This is a genomic window from Stenotrophomonas sp. 2201_Sma (assembly GCF_056486685.1).
On sequence record NZ_CM151329.1, the window covers coordinates 1,148,367 to 1,163,502 of the forward strand.

Annotated in this window: 16 protein-coding genes; 11 read left to right on the forward strand and 5 right to left on the reverse strand. The window is 66.9% G+C overall.

The window, feature by feature from the left end:
* Positions 1-10: 10 nt before the first annotated feature.
* From ACZLIF_RS05430 to ACZLIF_RS05440, 3 genes are read left to right on the forward strand one after another with little or no spacing between them, the layout of a single operon-like run.
* Complete coding sequence (locus tag ACZLIF_RS05430; RefSeq protein WP_128989368.1) at positions 11-1,696, forward strand: GMC oxidoreductase; 1,686 nt, start codon at positions 11-13, stop codon at positions 1,694-1,696.
* The gene (locus ACZLIF_RS05435) at positions 1,696-2,271 is read left to right on the forward strand and encodes a gluconate 2-dehydrogenase subunit 3 family protein (RefSeq protein WP_053516689.1); all 576 of its coding nucleotides are present in this window, start codon (positions 1,696-1,698) and stop codon (positions 2,269-2,271) included. The genes ACZLIF_RS05430 and ACZLIF_RS05435 overlap by 1 nt, the downstream gene beginning before the upstream one ends.
* A gap of 43 nt (positions 2,272-2,314) precedes the next feature.
* Positions 2,315-3,058, forward strand: coding sequence for a 3-keto-disaccharide hydrolase (locus ACZLIF_RS05440; RefSeq protein ID WP_128989366.1), 744 nt, complete (start codon positions 2,315-2,317; stop codon positions 3,056-3,058).
* A 13-nt stretch (positions 3,059-3,071) separates the two neighbouring features.
* Here ACZLIF_RS05440 and ACZLIF_RS05445 read toward each other — a convergent pair whose 3' ends face one another.
* The 5 genes from ACZLIF_RS05445 to ACZLIF_RS05465 are packed head-to-tail and all read right to left on the reverse strand — an operon-like array spanning position 3,072 to position 7,707.
* A complete protein-coding gene (locus ACZLIF_RS05445; RefSeq protein ID WP_241685978.1) occupies positions 3,072-3,359 on the reverse strand; it encodes a c-type cytochrome in 288 nt (95 codons plus the stop codon).
* 27 nt (positions 3,360-3,386) lie between these two features.
* Complete coding sequence (locus tag ACZLIF_RS05450) at positions 3,387-4,253, reverse strand: sugar phosphate isomerase/epimerase family protein (protein WP_128989364.1); 867 nt, start codon at positions 4,251-4,253, stop codon at positions 3,387-3,389.
* A gap of 19 nt (positions 4,254-4,272) precedes the next feature.
* Entirely contained in the window at positions 4,273-5,397 is a 1,125-nt protein-coding gene (locus tag ACZLIF_RS05455) for a Gfo/Idh/MocA family protein (protein WP_111186024.1), read from the reverse strand.
* A 12-nt stretch (positions 5,398-5,409) separates the two neighbouring features.
* Complete coding sequence (locus ACZLIF_RS05460) at positions 5,410-6,627, reverse strand: nucleoside permease (protein WP_128989362.1); 1,218 nt, start codon at positions 6,625-6,627, stop codon at positions 5,410-5,412.
* 27 nt (positions 6,628-6,654) lie between these two features.
* Positions 6,655-7,707, reverse strand: a complete 1,053-nt coding sequence (locus ACZLIF_RS05465; protein ID WP_478462398.1) for a sugar phosphate isomerase/epimerase family protein — start codon at positions 7,705-7,707, stop codon at positions 6,655-6,657.
* Between the two features lie 95 nt (positions 7,708-7,802).
* On the opposite strand from ACZLIF_RS05465, the gene ACZLIF_RS05470 reads away from it, so the two are divergent.
* From ACZLIF_RS05470 to ACZLIF_RS05505, 8 genes are all read left to right on the forward strand, one after another.
* Positions 7,803-8,810 carry a LacI family DNA-binding transcriptional regulator gene (locus tag ACZLIF_RS05470; protein ID WP_128989358.1) on the forward strand — a complete coding sequence of 336 codons (1,008 nt, stop codon included), beginning with the start codon at positions 7,803-7,805 and terminating at the stop codon, positions 8,808-8,810.
* 138 nt (positions 8,811-8,948) lie between these two features.
* Complete coding sequence (locus tag ACZLIF_RS05475) at positions 8,949-9,974, forward strand: AI-2E family transporter (RefSeq protein ID WP_053516238.1); 1,026 nt, start codon at positions 8,949-8,951, stop codon at positions 9,972-9,974.
* Between the two features lie 101 nt (positions 9,975-10,075).
* On the forward strand, positions 10,076-11,806 hold the full coding sequence (locus tag ACZLIF_RS05480; RefSeq protein ID WP_128989356.1) for a GGDEF domain-containing protein: 1,731 nt from the start codon (positions 10,076-10,078) through the stop codon (positions 11,804-11,806).
* 127 nt (positions 11,807-11,933) lie between these two features.
* A complete protein-coding gene (locus tag ACZLIF_RS05485; RefSeq protein WP_277750623.1) occupies positions 11,934-12,056 on the forward strand; it encodes a hypothetical protein in 123 nt (40 codons plus the stop codon).
* Positions 12,057-12,070: 14 nt separating this feature from the next.
* A complete protein-coding gene (locus ACZLIF_RS05490; protein WP_128989354.1) occupies positions 12,071-12,571 on the forward strand; it encodes a GNAT family N-acetyltransferase in 501 nt (166 codons plus the stop codon).
* A 198-nt stretch (positions 12,572-12,769) separates the two neighbouring features.
* Complete coding sequence (locus ACZLIF_RS05495; RefSeq protein ID WP_065174736.1) at positions 12,770-13,237, forward strand: DUF2975 domain-containing protein; 468 nt, start codon at positions 12,770-12,772, stop codon at positions 13,235-13,237.
* 13 nt (positions 13,238-13,250) lie between these two features.
* Positions 13,251-13,475, forward strand: coding sequence for a helix-turn-helix domain-containing protein (locus tag ACZLIF_RS05500; RefSeq protein WP_065174577.1), 225 nt, complete (start codon positions 13,251-13,253; stop codon positions 13,473-13,475).
* Between the two features lie 44 nt (positions 13,476-13,519).
* Positions 13,520-15,058, forward strand: coding sequence for a TerC family protein (locus ACZLIF_RS05505; protein ID WP_128989352.1), 1,539 nt, complete (start codon positions 13,520-13,522; stop codon positions 15,056-15,058).
* Positions 15,059-15,136: the final 78 nt, after the last annotated feature.

Sequence of the window (15,136 nt, forward strand, 5' to 3'; positions counted from 1 at the left end):
AAGTAGACCCATGGCAGACAATCATTACGACGCCATCGTTGTTGGCTCGGGAATCAGTGGCGGTTGGGCGGCGAAGGAACTGACCGAGAAAGGCCTGAAGGTCCTGATGCTGGAACGCGGGCGCAACATCGAGCACGTCAAGGACTACGTCAATGCGATGAAGGAGCCCTGGGATTTCCCGCATCGAAACCGGCCGACACAGGCGATGAAGGCCGCCTTTCCCGTATTGATGCGCGACTACGGCCTGGCCGAGAACCTGGAAGGGATGTGGGCCAATGAGCAGGAATCGCCGTACGTGGAGACCAAGCGCTTCGACTGGTTCCGTGGCTACCACGTAGGCGGCCGTTCGCTGATGTGGGGGCGGCAGAGCTACCGCTTCTCCGACCTGGATTTCGAAGCCAACCTCAAGGACGGCATCGCTACTGACTGGCCGATCCGCTACGCCGACATCGCACCCTGGTACGACCATGTGGAGAAGTTCGCCGGCATCGCCGGTACGCGCGAGGGACTGGACGTGCTGCCGGACGGCGAATTTCTGCCGCCGATCCCGCTGAACATCGTCGAGAAGGATGTGGCCGCGCGGATCAGGAAGGCGTTTGGCGGAACGCGGCACATGATCCACTCGCGTACCGCCAACATCACCCAGCCGATGCCCGAGCAGGGGCGCGTGAACTGCCAGTACCGCAACAAGTGCATCCTGGGCTGTCCCTTCGGTGCCTACTTCTCGACCCAGGCGGCGACGCTGCCGGCGGCGATGAAAACGGGCAATCTGACATTGCGGCCCTTCTCGATCGTCAAGGAAGTGCTGTACGACAAGGACCGCAAGCGCGCGCGCGGTGTGGAGGTCATCGATGCCGAGACCGGGCTGACCTATCAGTACACGGCCAAGGTCATTTTCCTCAACGCATCCTCCTTCAACTCGACCTGGATGCTGATGAACTCGGCCACCGATGTCTGGGAGGGCGGCCTGGGGTCGTCATCCGGCGAGCTGGGGCACAACGTGATGGACCATCATTTTGGTGCCGGTGCCTCCGGCCGGGTCGAGGGTTACGACGACAAGTACTACTTCGGTCGCCGCCCCTGCGGCTTCTACATTCCGCGCTTCCGCAACGTCGCTGCGGACAAGCGCAGCTACCTGCGCGGATTCGGCTACCAGGGCGGTGCCAGCCGCACCGGGTGGTCGCGCGAGATCGCCGAGCTGAACATCGGTGCCGACCTGAAGGAGGCCCTGACCCTGCCGGGCGACTGGCGCATCGGCATGACCGGATTCGGCGAGATGCTGCCGCACCACGACAACACGATCCGCCTGGATCCGCAGCGCAAGGACAAGTGGGGGCTGCCGGTGCTGGCGATGGACGTTTCGATGCGCTCGAACGAACTGGCGATGCGCAAGGACATGGCGGCCGACGCTGCCGAGATGCTGGAGGCAGCCGGCGTCAAGGACGTGGAGATGCACGACAACGACTACGCCCCGGGCAAGGGCATCCATGAAATGGGCACGGCCCGCATGGGCCGCGATCGCAGAAGCTCCGTGCTCAACCAGCACAATCAGGTCTGGGATGCGCCGAATGTCTATGTGACTGATGGCGCCTGCATGACCTCCAGCGCGTGCGTGAATCCATCGCTGACGTACATGGCGCTGACGGCACGGGCCGCCGACCATGCCGTACGCGAACTGAAAGCGGGGAACCTGTGATGGACCGTCGCGAACTGTTGAAGATGATCGTCGCCGCCACCGGCGCGGCCATGGTGGGCCTGCCCGCACTGGCCGCAGGGCAGAGCGCGACGACAGGATCGAAGGCCGCGTTCTCTGCCGCTGACATCAGCATGCTGGACGAGATCGCTGAAACCATCCTGCCGCGAACCACAACGCCGGGCGCGAAGGATGCCGGCGCGGGCCCGTTCATGGCGCTGTTCGTCACCGATTGCTACACCCCCCGGCAGCAGGCGATATTCCGCGCCGGCCTGGTCGATATCGACAAGCGTGCCGGTGGCCGCTTCGTGTCGCTCCCCTCGCAGGCCCGCAGCGAACTGTTGCGCACCCTGGATGCGGAAGCCCGGGCGCACGTCGTCGAGGTCACCGAGACCGGTGCCGCGGAAGAGGGGGAGGCTGCGCCGCACTACTTCACGATGATCAAGCAGCTGGTCATCTTCGGCTTCTTCACCTCGAAGGTCGGTGCGACCGAAGTGCTGAAGTACGTTGCGGTGCCGGGTCGCTATGACGGCGATCTTGCCTATACGCCCGGCACGCCGGCGTGGGGGACCAGCTGATGGACCTCCACGCCTCGACCCTCCACCTTGATCCGGAAGCACGATGAACCGACCTCTCCTGACAGTGGCCTGCCTGCTCGGCATCGCACCCGTGTTCGCGCAGGACGGCGGCGACCCTGCGCGCGATCCGGCGAAGACCGAGGTGTGGACGCCGGTTCCCGCGGTCGTGGCGACGCCACCGGGCCGCGCGCCCTCCGATGCGATCGTGCTGTTCGATGGCAAGGATCTGTCGCGCTGGGAGTCGGAGCAGGGCGGACCCGTGCCCTGGACCGTTGCCGATGGCGCGCTGACCGTGGTGCCCGGCAGCAAGGGCATCCGCACCAGGCAGCACTTCTGCGATGTCCAGCTGCATGTCGAGTGGCGCACGCCCACCGCGACCACCGGATTCGACGGCCAGCACCGCGGCAACAGTGGCATCTTCCTGCAGGAGGTGTACGAACTGCAGGTGCTCGACAGCTACAACAATCCCACCTATGCCAACGGCCAGGCCGGATCGATGTACAAGCAGGCCATTCCGTTGGTGAATGCCTCGCGTGCGCCCGGCGAGTGGCAGGCCTACGACATCATCTGGAAGGCCCCGCGCTTCTCGGCAGGCGGCGGGCTCACCTCGCCGGCCCGCATCACCGTGCTGCACAACGGTGTGCTGGTGCAGGACGACACGGTGCTGGCGGGCAAGACCGAGTACATCGGCGCGCCTTCCTACGCGCCACATGCCTGTGCGCCGCTGTACCTGCAGGAGCACGACGCCAGGGTGAGCTACCGCAACATCTGGGTGCGCGAGCTGTAGCGCACCCTCATGCCTACTTCGCCAGGTAGCTGGCGATGTTGTCGATCTCCTGCTGCGACAGCTGCGGGAAGGGGGGCATCAAGCCGCCGCCCTGCTTGATCTTGTCCTTGATCTGCGCGGGCTGAAGCCGTTTGCTGACGTCGGTGAGCGCAGGGAACGTCGGCGGCACGCCGGCGCGCTCCGCACCGTGGCAGGCCACGCAGTGCGTTGCGTAGAGCTGCGCTCCGGCGGCAGGGTCTTCCTTGCACCACGCCACGGCGGCCAGCAGGGTGCCGCACAGCGTGGCAGTCACTTTCAGAATCGTTTTCAAACAAGGCTCCTTCGCGGGCTAGCGCTGTGCACCGGCAGGCACGCGGGCAGTCAGGTGTTCACGCAGATAGTCCGCACCGGTGCGGATGACGGTGGCTGGATCGCGGGGTTGGTCATGCTCGAGGATGTACCACTGCGCGCCGGCCGTGGCGGCGGCGGGCAGGATCGCTTTCCAGTCCAGGACGCCCTGGCCCACGGCGGCGAAGCCGCCTTCATCCTCAGCCTGGCCCTTCGGGGCATTGTCCTTGGCGTGCACCGCGAACAGGCGGCCTTTGAATCTGCCCAGCATCACCACCGGGTCATGGCCGGCCCGTGCGACCCAGGCCAGGTCCAGCTCGGTCTGCAGATCGGGGCCGGCCGCGGCGAACAGCAGTTCCAGTCCGGTCGTGCCATCGAAGTCGACCAGCTCGAAGTCGTGGTTGTGATAGGCCAGGCGCATGCCCTTGGCACGGGCCTGCTTCGAGAGCTGGCCCAGTTCCTTGCCCAGCGCCGTCCAGCCGGCAGCGTCGGTGGGGCGGTCTTTCTCGGCCAGATAGGGCACTACCAGCGTGGTGTTGCCGATGGCCCGGTTGAAGGCGACCACGCCATCCAGGTCACTGCGCAGATCGGCCAGCTGCGTGTGCGAGGAAATCGCCTTGATCGAATACTTGTCGAGCAGCTGCTTGAGTTCGGCAGCGCTGACATTCTGCGTACCGACGGTTTCCACGGCGCGCACGCCGGCGTCGTGGACGATCTTCAGCTGCTGGTCGAGCGAGCCGGCATTGCGCAACGTGTACATCTGCACCGCGATGGGCGTGTGCAGGTCGCTGGCATCGCGCGCGAAGGCGGGCAGGGCAACGAGCAGCAGCAGTGCAAGGCTTGCGGTCCTGCGGATACGGATGTTCATCAGGCAGTCCTCCGGGAATTCAATCGATGGCCGTCCAGGCACGTGACCTGGCGGATGCGATGACACGTGTGACGATCCGCGCCGAGCGCAGGCCGTCATCGAAGGTGGGCAGGCCCTCCGGCTGCTCGCCTGCAATGGCACGGTAGGTGTCGGCGACAAACGCTTCGAAGCAGTTGCCATAGCCCTGCGCGTGTCCGGCCGGCAAGACCGACAATCTGCGTTGTTCGGCGCTGCCGGCACCGGGCCCGCGCACGAAGCTATCCTCGCGCTGGTCGGGCCGGCCGATCCACAGCCGCTCGGCATCTTCCTGGTTGAAGGCCACGCTGGCCCTGGCGCCGTCAATCTCGAACCACAGCCGGTTGTGGCGTCCGGCCGAAACCTGGCTGACCGTCAACGAGGCGAGCGTACCCGCACTCGTGCGCAACATCGCCGTGGCCACATCCTCGCTGGAAACAGCCTGCGTCGTGCCGCCGGCGGCCGGCGTGGTGAAGCTCTGCCCGGTGACCGCGCCGCGCTCGGCGATGACGGTGGCGAACGCGGCACTGACCTCGGCGAAGCGTTCGCCGCTGACCCATTCCACAAGGTCGCACCAGTGCGAGCCGATATCGGCGAACACGCGCGAGGTGCCGCCCAGCGAGGGGTCGACACGCCAGTTGTTGCTGGCCGGATCCAGCAGCCAGTCCTGCAGGTAGCTGCCGTGGATCAGGTGCAGTGGCCCCAGCTCGCCCTGCGCGATGCGTGCGCGTGCCTCGCGGACCACCGGGTGATAGCGGTAGACGAAGGGGACCGTAGCGACCAGACCGGTCCTGGCGGCCAACGCGGCCAATGCCTGGGCGTCGTCCAGGGTGGTGGCCAGTGGCTTCTCGCAGATCACGTGCTTGCCGGCTTCCAGCGCGGCCTGCGCCATGGCGCGGTGCAGATGGTTGGGCGTGCACACATGCACGACCTGCACCTGCGGATCGCTGACCACCTCCTCGATATCGCGGTAGGCATGCGCGACGTTCCACGCCTGCGCCACCTCCTGTGCGCGCTGCGGGGAAGAGGCCGCCACGCCGCGGACCTCGGCCCCGGCCAGCAGTGCCGCGCGGCGATGCACCGCACCGATCATGCCCGTGCCGACGATGGCGATTCCAAGCTTGGACATCCGATGGGATCCTCAGGGTGCGGTGGGAGCGGCCGCGACAGCGGGGCGGTCGCGGAACAGCAGCAGGAAGGCGATCAGCACCACCAGTGCGACGCCGGCCGGGAACAGCCAGATCTGCTGCCAGTCCGGACCCGCCGCCGTGGTGAAGTGCTCCACCACCGCACCGGACAGGAACGTGCCGATCAGCATGCCTACGCCGTACGTCGCCAGGGTGATGAAGCCCTGCGCGCTGCTGCGCGCGTCGGGGCCGGCGTGTGCGTCGGTATAGATCTGGCCGGTGACGAAGAAGAAGTCGTAGCAGATGCCGTGCAGCACGATGCCGATCACCAGCAGGGAGAACGCACCGCCCGCATCGCCGAAGGCGAACATGACATAGCGCACCACCCACGCGGCCATGCCCACCGCCAGCATCGTCTTGACCCCCAGGCGGAGGAACAGGAACGGCATGGCCAGCATCAGCAGCACTTCCGAGACCTGGCCCAGCGACTGCAGGCCGGCCGCGCCGCGCACGCCCAGGTCGTTGAGATACGGATTGGTGAAGTTGTAGTAGAACGCCAACGGAATGCAGATGGCGATGGAGGCGAGGAAGAACACCAGGTAGGAGCGCGACTTCAGCAGCCGCAGCGAGTCCAGGCCCAGGATCTGCCCCAGTCCCGCATCGCGCTGCCTGGCCAGCGGCGGTGTGTGCGGCAGGGTAAAGGCATACAGACCCAGGGCCAGCGACGCCATCGCCGCCATGCGGAAGGTCAGTTCGAGCCGATGCGCCTGCTCCCAGCCCAGCCAGCCGATCAGCACGCCGGCCACGATCCAGCCGACACTGCCGGCCACGCGCACCAGCGGGAACCGCTTCTCAGGCGACTGCATATGGCGCATCGCCACGCTGTTGGCCAGGGCCAGCGTCGGCATGAAAAGCAGCATGTAACCCATGACACAAGCGAAGAACGTGTTGAAGTCCGTCGCCGTGGATGCGAACCACATCAGCACCGCACCGGCCAGGTGCAGCACCCCGAGAATGCGCTGCGCCGCAAAGTAGCGATCGGCTATCAGGCCGACCAGGAACGGGGCGACGATGGCACCGATGGACTGGCTGAGGAAGGCGGTGGCCACCTGGCTGGCGCTGGCCTGCAGCGGGCCCTGCACCAGATACGTCCCCAGGGTCACGAACCACGCGCCCCAGATGAAGAACTGCAGGAACATCATCGCGCCCAAGCGCGACATGGCGTGCGTCATGGCTTGCCCTCCCGGGGCGGTAGTGGCTCAGAGTCCCAGCATGCGGCGCAGTGATTCCGGCGGCGTGCCGCTGCCGGCGAAGTCGTCGAAGGCATGTTCGGTCACGCGGACGATGTGGTCACGGACGAAGGCGGCTCCCTCGCGTGCGCCGTCCTCCGGGTGCTTCAGGCAGCACTCCCACTCCACGACCGCCCAGCCCGGGAAATCGTACTGCGCGAACCGGGAGAAGATCGCCTTGAAGTCGATCTGGCCGTCGCCGAGCGAGCGGAAGCGCCCCGGCCGGTCGATCCAGTCTTGGTAACCGCCATAGACGCCGCTGCGCGCGCTGGGCAGGAATTCGGCGTCCTTGACGTGGAAGATGCCGATGCGATCGTGATACCGGTCGATGAAGCCCAGGTAGTCGATCTGCTGCAGCAGCAGGTGGCTGGGGTCGTACAGCATCTTCGCGCGTGGGTGGTGGTCCACCACATCGAGGAAGCGCTCGAAGGTGGCACCGTCGTGCAGATCCTCACCCGGGTGGATCTCGAAGCACAGGTCCACGCCGCTGGCGTCGAACGCCTCCAGGATGGGGCGCCAGCGCCGGCCGAGTTCGGCGAAGGCTTCTTCCACCAGTCCCGGTGGGCGTTGCGGCCAGGGATAGAAGTAGGGCCAGGCCAGCGCGCCGGAGAACGTGGCATGCGCGGTCAATCCCAGGCGCTGGCTGGCGCGGGCAGCCAGCTTCAACTGTTCCACCGCCCAGGCTTGGCGCGCGGCGGGGTTGCCGCGCTTGTCCACCGGCGCGAAGCCGTCGAACAGGCTGTCGTAGGCGGGGTGGACGGCGACCAGCTGTCCCTGCAGATGGGTGGACAGCTCGGTGATCTGCAGGCCATGGTCGGCCAGCATGCCGCTGATGTCGTCGCAGTACGCCTGGCTGCGCGCGGCCTCGGCCAGATCGAACAGATGCGGCGCGTTCGTCGGCACTTGTACGCCACAATAGCCCAGGCCCGCAGCCCAGCCGGCCAGCGTGTCCAGCCGATCAAAAGGAGGTGTTTCGCTGATGAACTGCGCCAGGAACAGCGCCGGACCCTTGAGCGTCTTCAACGTGGTTCGCCCGCGATGCAATCGATTGCATTACCCTAGCAGGGTCTCCCGCAAACCCTGTTGTGCACTGCACAGCGGAAACAAGAACTGACGCCATGGCCACCATCTACGACATCGCCAAGCACGTCGGCGTCTCCGCCGGTACGGTGTCGCGGGCGCTGTCCCGGCCGGACAAAGTGCTGCCGGCGACGCGCACGCGCATCGAACAGGCCGCCGCCGCGCTGGGCTATGTGCCCAACACGGTCGCCCGCACGCTGAAGACGCAGCGCAGCGGCAAGATCCTGGTGACCGTGCCGGACATTGCCAACCCGTTCTTCGCACAGATCCTGCAGGGTGCCGAAGACGCGGCCCAGGCCGTCGGCTACGCGGTCCTGCTGGGTGACACCCAGCATCGACCCGACCGCGAGGAGCGCTATGCGCAGATGCTCCGTCGCAACGAGGCCGATGGCCTGATCGTGCTGGGCCATCGCCTGCCGCCTACCGCGCGCGCGATCGTCGAGCAGCAGGGCGCCGCCGCGCCGGTGGTCAACGGCTGTGAATTCGACCCCGCGCTGGGCCTCCCCAGTGTCCACATCGACAACGCTGCCGCCGCGCGTGCGGTGATGGAGCACCTGTACGGACTGGGACATGAGCGGATCGCCGTGGTGGGCGGGCCCCCCGACAACCCCCTGCACCAGCAGCGGCTGGAAGGGGCACGGGCGGCGGGCAGGGCGCGCGGCCGACTGCGCCAGTTGAGTGTCGTGCCGGGTGACTTCTCCGTCGAATCCGGCCATGCGGCGGCGACGGCACTGCTGGCCGCCGCATCGGCGCCGACCGCGATCTTCTGCTTCAGTGACCAGATGGCGCTGGGAACCCTGGCGGCCTGCCGGGAACTGGGCGTCCGCGTGCCCGAGGAGCTGTCCATCGTCGGTTTCGACGACCTGGCGTCGTCGCGTTACCTCACGCCGCCGCTGACGACCATCCGGCAGCCCATGCGGGAGATCGGCGACCGCGCAGTCAAGCTGCTGCTCGCCATCATCGAAGGTGTCGATGTCCCGCTTCAGCAGACGCTGGATTTCAGTCTGATGCTGCGTGGCTCGACAGCGCCGCCCGGGCACAGGTGAAGGCAGCAGGCAGGAACCCGGGCAGGCCTGAGCCTGGAATGTTTCGTTGCCTGTGATCGGAAGCACTGGCCCCAACTCCATTCATTTCGGTGTCCGGAGCGTTCCACTACCATGGGCCACCCCGCCCGGACTCATGCCATGCAAGACGCCCTCGTTGCCCAGCCCCGGCCCCCCGTTGCAAGGATCGCGGCCTGGTCATTGATGCTGCTGGGGATGTGGCTGGTACTGAAGCTGGGCCTGGTGGTGACGCTGCTGTCGGGCCTGCTGGTGTTCCAGTTGACCCACCTGCTGGCGTCGACAGTGGAGGGGCGCCTGCCGCCCGGGCGCGCGCGTGCGATCGCGGTGATCGTGCTTTCGGCCGTCATCATCGGCGTGCTCGTGCTGGCCGGCATCGGCGTGGCGTCCTTCTTCCGCACCGAAACCGGCGGGCCGGATGCGCTGCTGGCCCGCCTGATGGACATCCTCAACACCTCGCGCCACCAGGTGCCGGCACTGCTGCAGCCCTATATTCCCGAGGACATGCCGGCACTGCGTGCGGCATTGAACGAGTGGGCGGCAGAGCACCAGCGGCAGCTGGGCGTCGCCGGCACATCGGCGGTGCAGATCGGCGTGCGCGTGCTGATCGGCATGGTGCTCGGGGCGATGATCGCGCTGTACGACGAGCTTCCGTTGCCGACGATGGGGCCGCTGGCGCAGGAACTGATCGGCCGTACCGGCCGTCTGGCGACCGCATTCCGCCAGGTGGTGTTCGCGCAGGTGAAGATCTCCCTGCTCAATACCGTGTTCACCGCGATTTTCCTGCTGGGGGTGCTGCCGCTGTTCGGCGTGCACCTGCCGCTGTCGAAGACGCTGGTACTGATCACGTTCATCGCCGGCCTGCTGCCCGTGGTGGGCAACATCATCTCCAATACCGTCATCACCATCGTAGCCCTGTCGGTATCGTTCTACGTGGCGGTGGTGGCGCTGCTGTACCTAGTGGTGATCCACAAACTCGAGTACTTCCTCAATGCCCGCATCGTCGGTGGCGAGATCCAGGCCCGTGCGTGGGAACTGCTGCTGTCGATGCTGGTGATGGAAGCCGCCTTCGGCCTGCCTGGGCTGGTCGCTGCGCCGGTGTTCTATGCCTATGTGAAGCGGGAACTGGTGGACCAGCGCTGGATCTGATAGTTGCCGGTGCCAGCGGGGGCCCATGCAGCGCCACGGTGGACGCTTGTGGGTGCCGCCAGCCGGCAGCTACAGTGACCGGCACTTCAGGGGAATGGTGAATGGCCCGCAAGGTGTCGCCGATCGGGTTGCGGACCTGGGTCTGGATCCTGGCCGGGCTGTTCGTGGTCTGCACGCTGCCCTTGATGGCCATCGCCCTGGTCCAGGGCACGCTGCGCTACACCGCAGCGGAGGACAACCTCGTCAGCCTGCGCCGGTTGCGGCAGACATTTGATCTGGCCAATCTCGTGTCGGCCGAGCGCGGGCCTGCCAACAGCCTGCTCGGCAGCGATTGCGCCGATGCCGGCGAACGCGCGCGGCTCGCGGCGGGGCTGGCACAGGCGCGAAAGCGGGTCGATGTGGCGATGACGCAGATGGATGCCGTGATCCTGGCCGGGCCCTCCCTGCCTGACGAGCGCCGCACCCTGTTCGAGGCGCAGCATCAGCTCCAGCAGGCGCGCGGGGCAGTGAACCGGGTCGTGGCCAAGCCCGCAGCCGCGCGGACGGTCGACGAGGTGGAGCATGCGATCAACAGCATGTTCATGGTGACCGATCGCCTGCATCGCCTGGGTTCGGCGCAGATCAACGTGCTGGTGGCCACCGGCCGCGAAGCGGCGATTCCGGCGATCCAGGGCCAGATCCTGATGGACCTGCGCGAGCATGGCGGCCGACTGGCGTCGAATGTGATGGCACCGGTGGCCGTCCCCGGGGCCTGGCACGTCCGGCAGGTACGCGCGGCGCAGCAGACCGAGGGCCGCCTGCTCGAGCTGTGGCGGCTGGCAGGCGGCCACGAGTCGGTGTTCCGCAGTGATCCCGAGCTGTCCTGGCACTGGGACATGGCACGCCGGCAGTTCTTCGCCGAGTCGCTGCCGATGATCGAACAGTTGATCGAGGACGGTCGCCGTGGACGGCCTCCGCCGTGGAGCACCGCGGAATTCACGGCGCGCTACGTTCCGACGCTGCAGTCGCTGGAAGCACTGCGCGACGGCTACCTGAGCGTGTCCATCGAGCGCTTCGAACAGGCGCGGAATCGTGAGGCCACGCGGCTGGCCGTGTTGTGGGCCACCGCATTGGGCACGCTGGCGGTGCTGGGCGTGGCCCTGCGCATCGCCCACCGGCAGATCCTCCGGCCGCTGCTGCAGGCACAGGAACAGGTGGTGCAGATCGCGTCCGACGCGCCGGGCCCCGCGCAGCACGTCACTCATCCATTGGCAGAGATGCAGCGGCTGTTCGACGCGATTGAAGTGCTGCGCGAGACCTCACGTGAACGTTCCGCACTGACCAGCGAACTGCGCCAGCTGGCCGGCACCGATGCGCTGACCGGGTTGCTCAATCGGCGCGCGCTGGACGAACACGTGCAGCAGCGGCACGCCGCAGGCAACGGCATGGCGGTGGTGATCCTGCTCGACGTCGATCATTTCAAGGCGATCAACGACGGCCATGGCCACGTCGCAGGGGACGAGGTACTGGTGCAGGTTGCGCAGCTGCTGCGCAGGCACATGCGGCACACCGACAGCATCGCCCGCTACGGTGGCGAGGAGTTCCTTGTGCTGGTGGCGGATGGGGATCTCGGCGCGGGCGCCCGGTTGGCCGAATCGCTGCGCGTCGCACTGCAGCAGACGGATATCGTGCTGGGCAATGGCAACGTGCTGCGCGTCACTGCCAGTTTCGGCGTGGCCGAAGGCAGCACCGATGCACTGGGCTGGCGTTCCCTGCTGCGTGCTGCCGATGCCGCCATGTATCGGGCCAAGGCGCAGGGACGCGACCGGGTAGGGATTGCCGGAGCGCGCTGAGCGCCATGGCGCTGGCGATGCCGGCTATGGCGGTACACGAGGGGCAGCATGCCCCCTGGCGCCGCACTTCATCCGCATCGCACAGGGCGCGGCCTAGACTTGCAGTCTGACACTGCAGGAGCCCGCCATGTCCGTCGATCCCGCCTTGGCCAGCGCGCAGCCGGCGTCCGTGCTGGCGCGCACCGACGCCGATGCGCCACGCCCTCCGTCGCTGCGGCGCCGCGATGATGGTCGTGTGGCTGTGCAGTGAGATCGGCCGTGGCGATGCTGGAGATTCCCACGCTGCATACCGCACGGTTGCGCCTGCGCCCGCAGCGGCTGGATGATTTCAACACCTATGCGAGCTTTCTTGCATCGCCCCGTGCGCGCGGCATGGGCGGTCCATTTGGTGAGGTCGCGGCCTGGGGACAGTTCTGTCACGACCTGGCCAGCTGGCCCTTGTTCGGCCACGGCGCGCTGATGATCGAACGGAGCGACAGCGGCGCCTGCATTGGACAGGTCGGCATCAATCACGGCCCGTTGTTTCCGGAAAAGGAACTGGGCTGGCTGTTGTACGACGGCCAAGAAGGGCAGGGCTTCGCCAGCGAGGCCGCGGCCGCCCTGCGCGACTGGGCGTTCACATCGCTGCCGTTGCCGACGCTGGTGAGCTACATGGCGCCGGACAACCTCGCGTCGCAGGCCGTGGCCCGGCGGCTGGGCGGGGTGCTGGATGCGGACGCGGTGCGCGTCGATCCTGACGATCTGGTGTTCCGCTACGCGCGTTGAGGTGACTGCTGCGGGCCGGGAGCACGCTGTTCATCCACGGCGCGTGGTTGCTGTGGTATATCGTTTATCGATAAATCCACCCCGGGGCGGCAGGGCCACCCCAATACCGGAGGCCGCTTGACCGCTCGTGCCGCCCGCGCCAGACCCGCGCGAGGCTTGTTCACCCTGGCCCAGACCGCTGTGCAGGCCGTGCGGGCCATGTGCTGGCTGGGCATCCTGGCCGCACTGCTGGCCGTGCCGCTGGTCGCCTACGACCGCCGCTGGCTGCTGGATGCCGTGCATGATGCACGCACTGCCGCCGCCCACGGAGGCGATCTGTTCCTGCACTTCTGCATCGGCCTGGGCACCATCGTTGCCCTGCTGGTGCTGTGCCTGGTGTTCCTCCGGCACCTCGCGCGGATGCTGAGGTCCGCTGCCCGCGAACGCCCCTTCACCCATGCCAATGCCCGGCGTCTGCAGCGCATGGCCTGGTTGATGCTGGCGATGGAACTGCTGTCGATCGTGATCGGCCTCTACGCTGCCTGGATGGGGCCTGATTTCGCCTGGATGGAGGTGGGCGGAGGCATGTCCATCACCGGTCTGGTCGCGGTACTGATGCTGTTCGTGCTGGCGCGCGTGTTCGCGGTCGGCGCGGCGATGCGCGACGACCTGGATGGCCTGATCTGATGGACCTGACCTGATGGCCGTCGTGATCACGTTGGACCGCATGCTGCAGGCGCGTGGCATGACCCTGTCCGAGCTGGCGGGGCGCATCGACATCACGCTGGCCAATCTTTCCATCCTGAAAACCGGCAAGGCCCGCGCCATCCGCTTTTCCACGCTGGATGCCATCTGCCGGGAGTTGCAATGCACACCCGGCGACCTGCTCGGCTACGACCCGACGCAGGCGCACGATGGCGGCTGAAGCTTTTGTTTTTCCCCCTGACCTACTGACGAAACGGACCCGAAATGGAATGGTTGGCTGACCCCTCGATATGGATGGGACTTGCAACCCTGGTGGTGCTGGAGATCGTGCTCGGCATCGACAACCTGGTGTTCATCGCGATCCTTGCCGACAAACTGCCGCCGCACCAGCGCGACCGTGCGCGGGTGATCGGCCTGACCCTGGCGCTGCTGATGCGGCTGGTGCTGCTGGCCGCGCTGGCGTGGATCATGAAGCTGACCGAGCCGCTGGTCACGCTGTTCGGTCACAGCTTCTCCGGACGCGACCTGATCCTGCTGGGCGGTGGCCTGTTCCTGCTGTTCAAGGGCACCATGGAGCTGCATGAGCGGCTGGAGGGCCGCAGTCACCAGGAAGACGGCAAGAAGGTCTACGCCAGCTTTGCCATGGTGGTGGCACAGATCGTAGTGCTGGACGCCGTGTTCTCGCTGGACTCGGTGATCACTGCCGTGGGCATGGTCGACAACCTGGGCGTGATGTATGCCGCGGTGACCATCGCGATGGCACTGATGCTGGTGGCCAGCAAGCCGCTGACCCGCTTCGTCAACAAGCATCCCACGGTGGTGGTGCTGTGCCTGGGCTTCCTGTTGATGATCGGCTTCAGCCTGGTCGCCGAGGGGCTGGGTTACAAGATTCCAAAGGGCTACCTGTACGCGGCGATCGCGTTCTCGATCCTGGTGGAAGCCTTCAACCAGTGGGTGCGCTTCAACCGCGAGCGCAACGAGCGTCGCCAGCCGTTCCGTCAGCGCACTGCCGATGCCGTGCTGCGCCTGCTGGGCGCCCGTCCGGCCAATGGCCACGACGATGCCAGCGAAGAAGACCACGGTGATCCGGAGGAACGCCTGCAGCCGGCCGAGCACGAGATGATCCGCAGCGTGCTGGGCCTGGCTGACCGGCCTGTGTCCAGTGTGATGACCGTGCGCACCGACGTGCAGTGGATCGATCTGGCGCGCGGCCAGGACGACGTGGTGGCGCGCCTGGTGGCGTCGCCGCACACGCGCCTGCTCGTGGGCGAGGGTGATCTGGACAGCCTGCGTGGTGTGGTGCAGAGCCGCGACCTGCTGGCCGACCTGCTGCAGGGCAGGCCGCTGCAGCTGGAAGCCAACCTGCGCCAGCCGCAGTACGTGCTGTCCAGCGCCAGCGCGTTGCAGGCGCTTGAACTGATCCGCCTGCACCCGGTACCGCTGGCGGTAGCGGTGGACGAGTACGGCAGTGTGGAAGGCCTGGTGACCGCCAATGACCTGCTGGCGGCGATCGCGGGCGATCTGGTCGATACCCAGGACGAGCGTTACGGCGTAGTGGCGCTGGACGAGGGCCAATGGGAGGCCGACGGTGCGTTGACGCTGGATGACCTGCAACGGCTGGCCGGCGTGTCGCTGCCCCGCAGTGCCGACTATATGACCATCTCCGGCCTGGTGCTGGACCAGCTTGGCCGCCTGCCGGATGTGGGCGATGCGGTCGAAGTAGCGGATGCCCGCATCACCGTACTGGCCATGGAGAAGCGGCGCATTGTCCGCCTGCGGGTGGAGCGCCTCGGGCTTCCGTAGCGTCCAGCGTGCTCGACTGCGAACTGAGCAGCCGGGCATGGCCCGGCTCTACACAACGCTGTCCGCAGCCGTCACCAT

What these genes read in the sequence shown, in the direction of transcription:
- ACZLIF_RS05430 (WP_128989368.1), top strand. Translation starts at nt 11, where the DNA reads ATGGCAGACAATCATTACGACGCCATCGTTGTTGGCTCGGGAATCAGT.
- ACZLIF_RS05435 (WP_053516689.1), top strand. Translation starts at nt 1,696, where the DNA reads ATGGACCGTCGCGAACTGTTGAAGATGATCGTCGCCGCCACCGGCGCG.
- ACZLIF_RS05440 (WP_128989366.1), top strand. Translation starts at nt 2,315, where the DNA reads ATGAACCGACCTCTCCTGACAGTGGCCTGCCTGCTCGGCATCGCACCC.
- ACZLIF_RS05450 (WP_128989364.1), bottom strand. Translation starts at nt 4,253, where the DNA reads ATGAACATCCGTATCCGCAGGACCGCAAGCCTTGCACTGCTGCTGCTC.
- ACZLIF_RS05455 (WP_111186024.1), bottom strand. Translation starts at nt 5,397, where the DNA reads ATGTCCAAGCTTGGAATCGCCATCGTCGGCACGGGCATGATCGGTGCG.
- ACZLIF_RS05460 (WP_128989362.1), bottom strand. Translation starts at nt 6,627, where the DNA reads ATGACGCACGCCATGTCGCGCTTGGGCGCGATGATGTTCCTGCAGTTC.
- ACZLIF_RS05470 (WP_128989358.1), top strand. Translation starts at nt 7,803, where the DNA reads ATGGCCACCATCTACGACATCGCCAAGCACGTCGGCGTCTCCGCCGGT.
- ACZLIF_RS05475 (WP_053516238.1), top strand. Translation starts at nt 8,949, where the DNA reads ATGCAAGACGCCCTCGTTGCCCAGCCCCGGCCCCCCGTTGCAAGGATC.
- ACZLIF_RS05480 (WP_128989356.1), top strand. Translation starts at nt 10,076, where the DNA reads ATGGCCCGCAAGGTGTCGCCGATCGGGTTGCGGACCTGGGTCTGGATC.
- ACZLIF_RS05485 (WP_277750623.1), top strand. Translation starts at nt 11,934, where the DNA reads ATGTCCGTCGATCCCGCCTTGGCCAGCGCGCAGCCGGCGTCCGTGCTG.
- ACZLIF_RS05490 (WP_128989354.1), top strand. Translation starts at nt 12,071, where the DNA reads ATGCTGGAGATTCCCACGCTGCATACCGCACGGTTGCGCCTGCGCCCG.
- ACZLIF_RS05495 (WP_065174736.1), top strand. Translation starts at nt 12,770, where the DNA reads ATGTGCTGGCTGGGCATCCTGGCCGCACTGCTGGCCGTGCCGCTGGTC.
- ACZLIF_RS05500 (WP_065174577.1), top strand. Translation starts at nt 13,251, where the DNA reads ATGGCCGTCGTGATCACGTTGGACCGCATGCTGCAGGCGCGTGGCATG.
- ACZLIF_RS05505 (WP_128989352.1), top strand. Translation starts at nt 13,520, where the DNA reads ATGGAATGGTTGGCTGACCCCTCGATATGGATGGGACTTGCAACCCTG.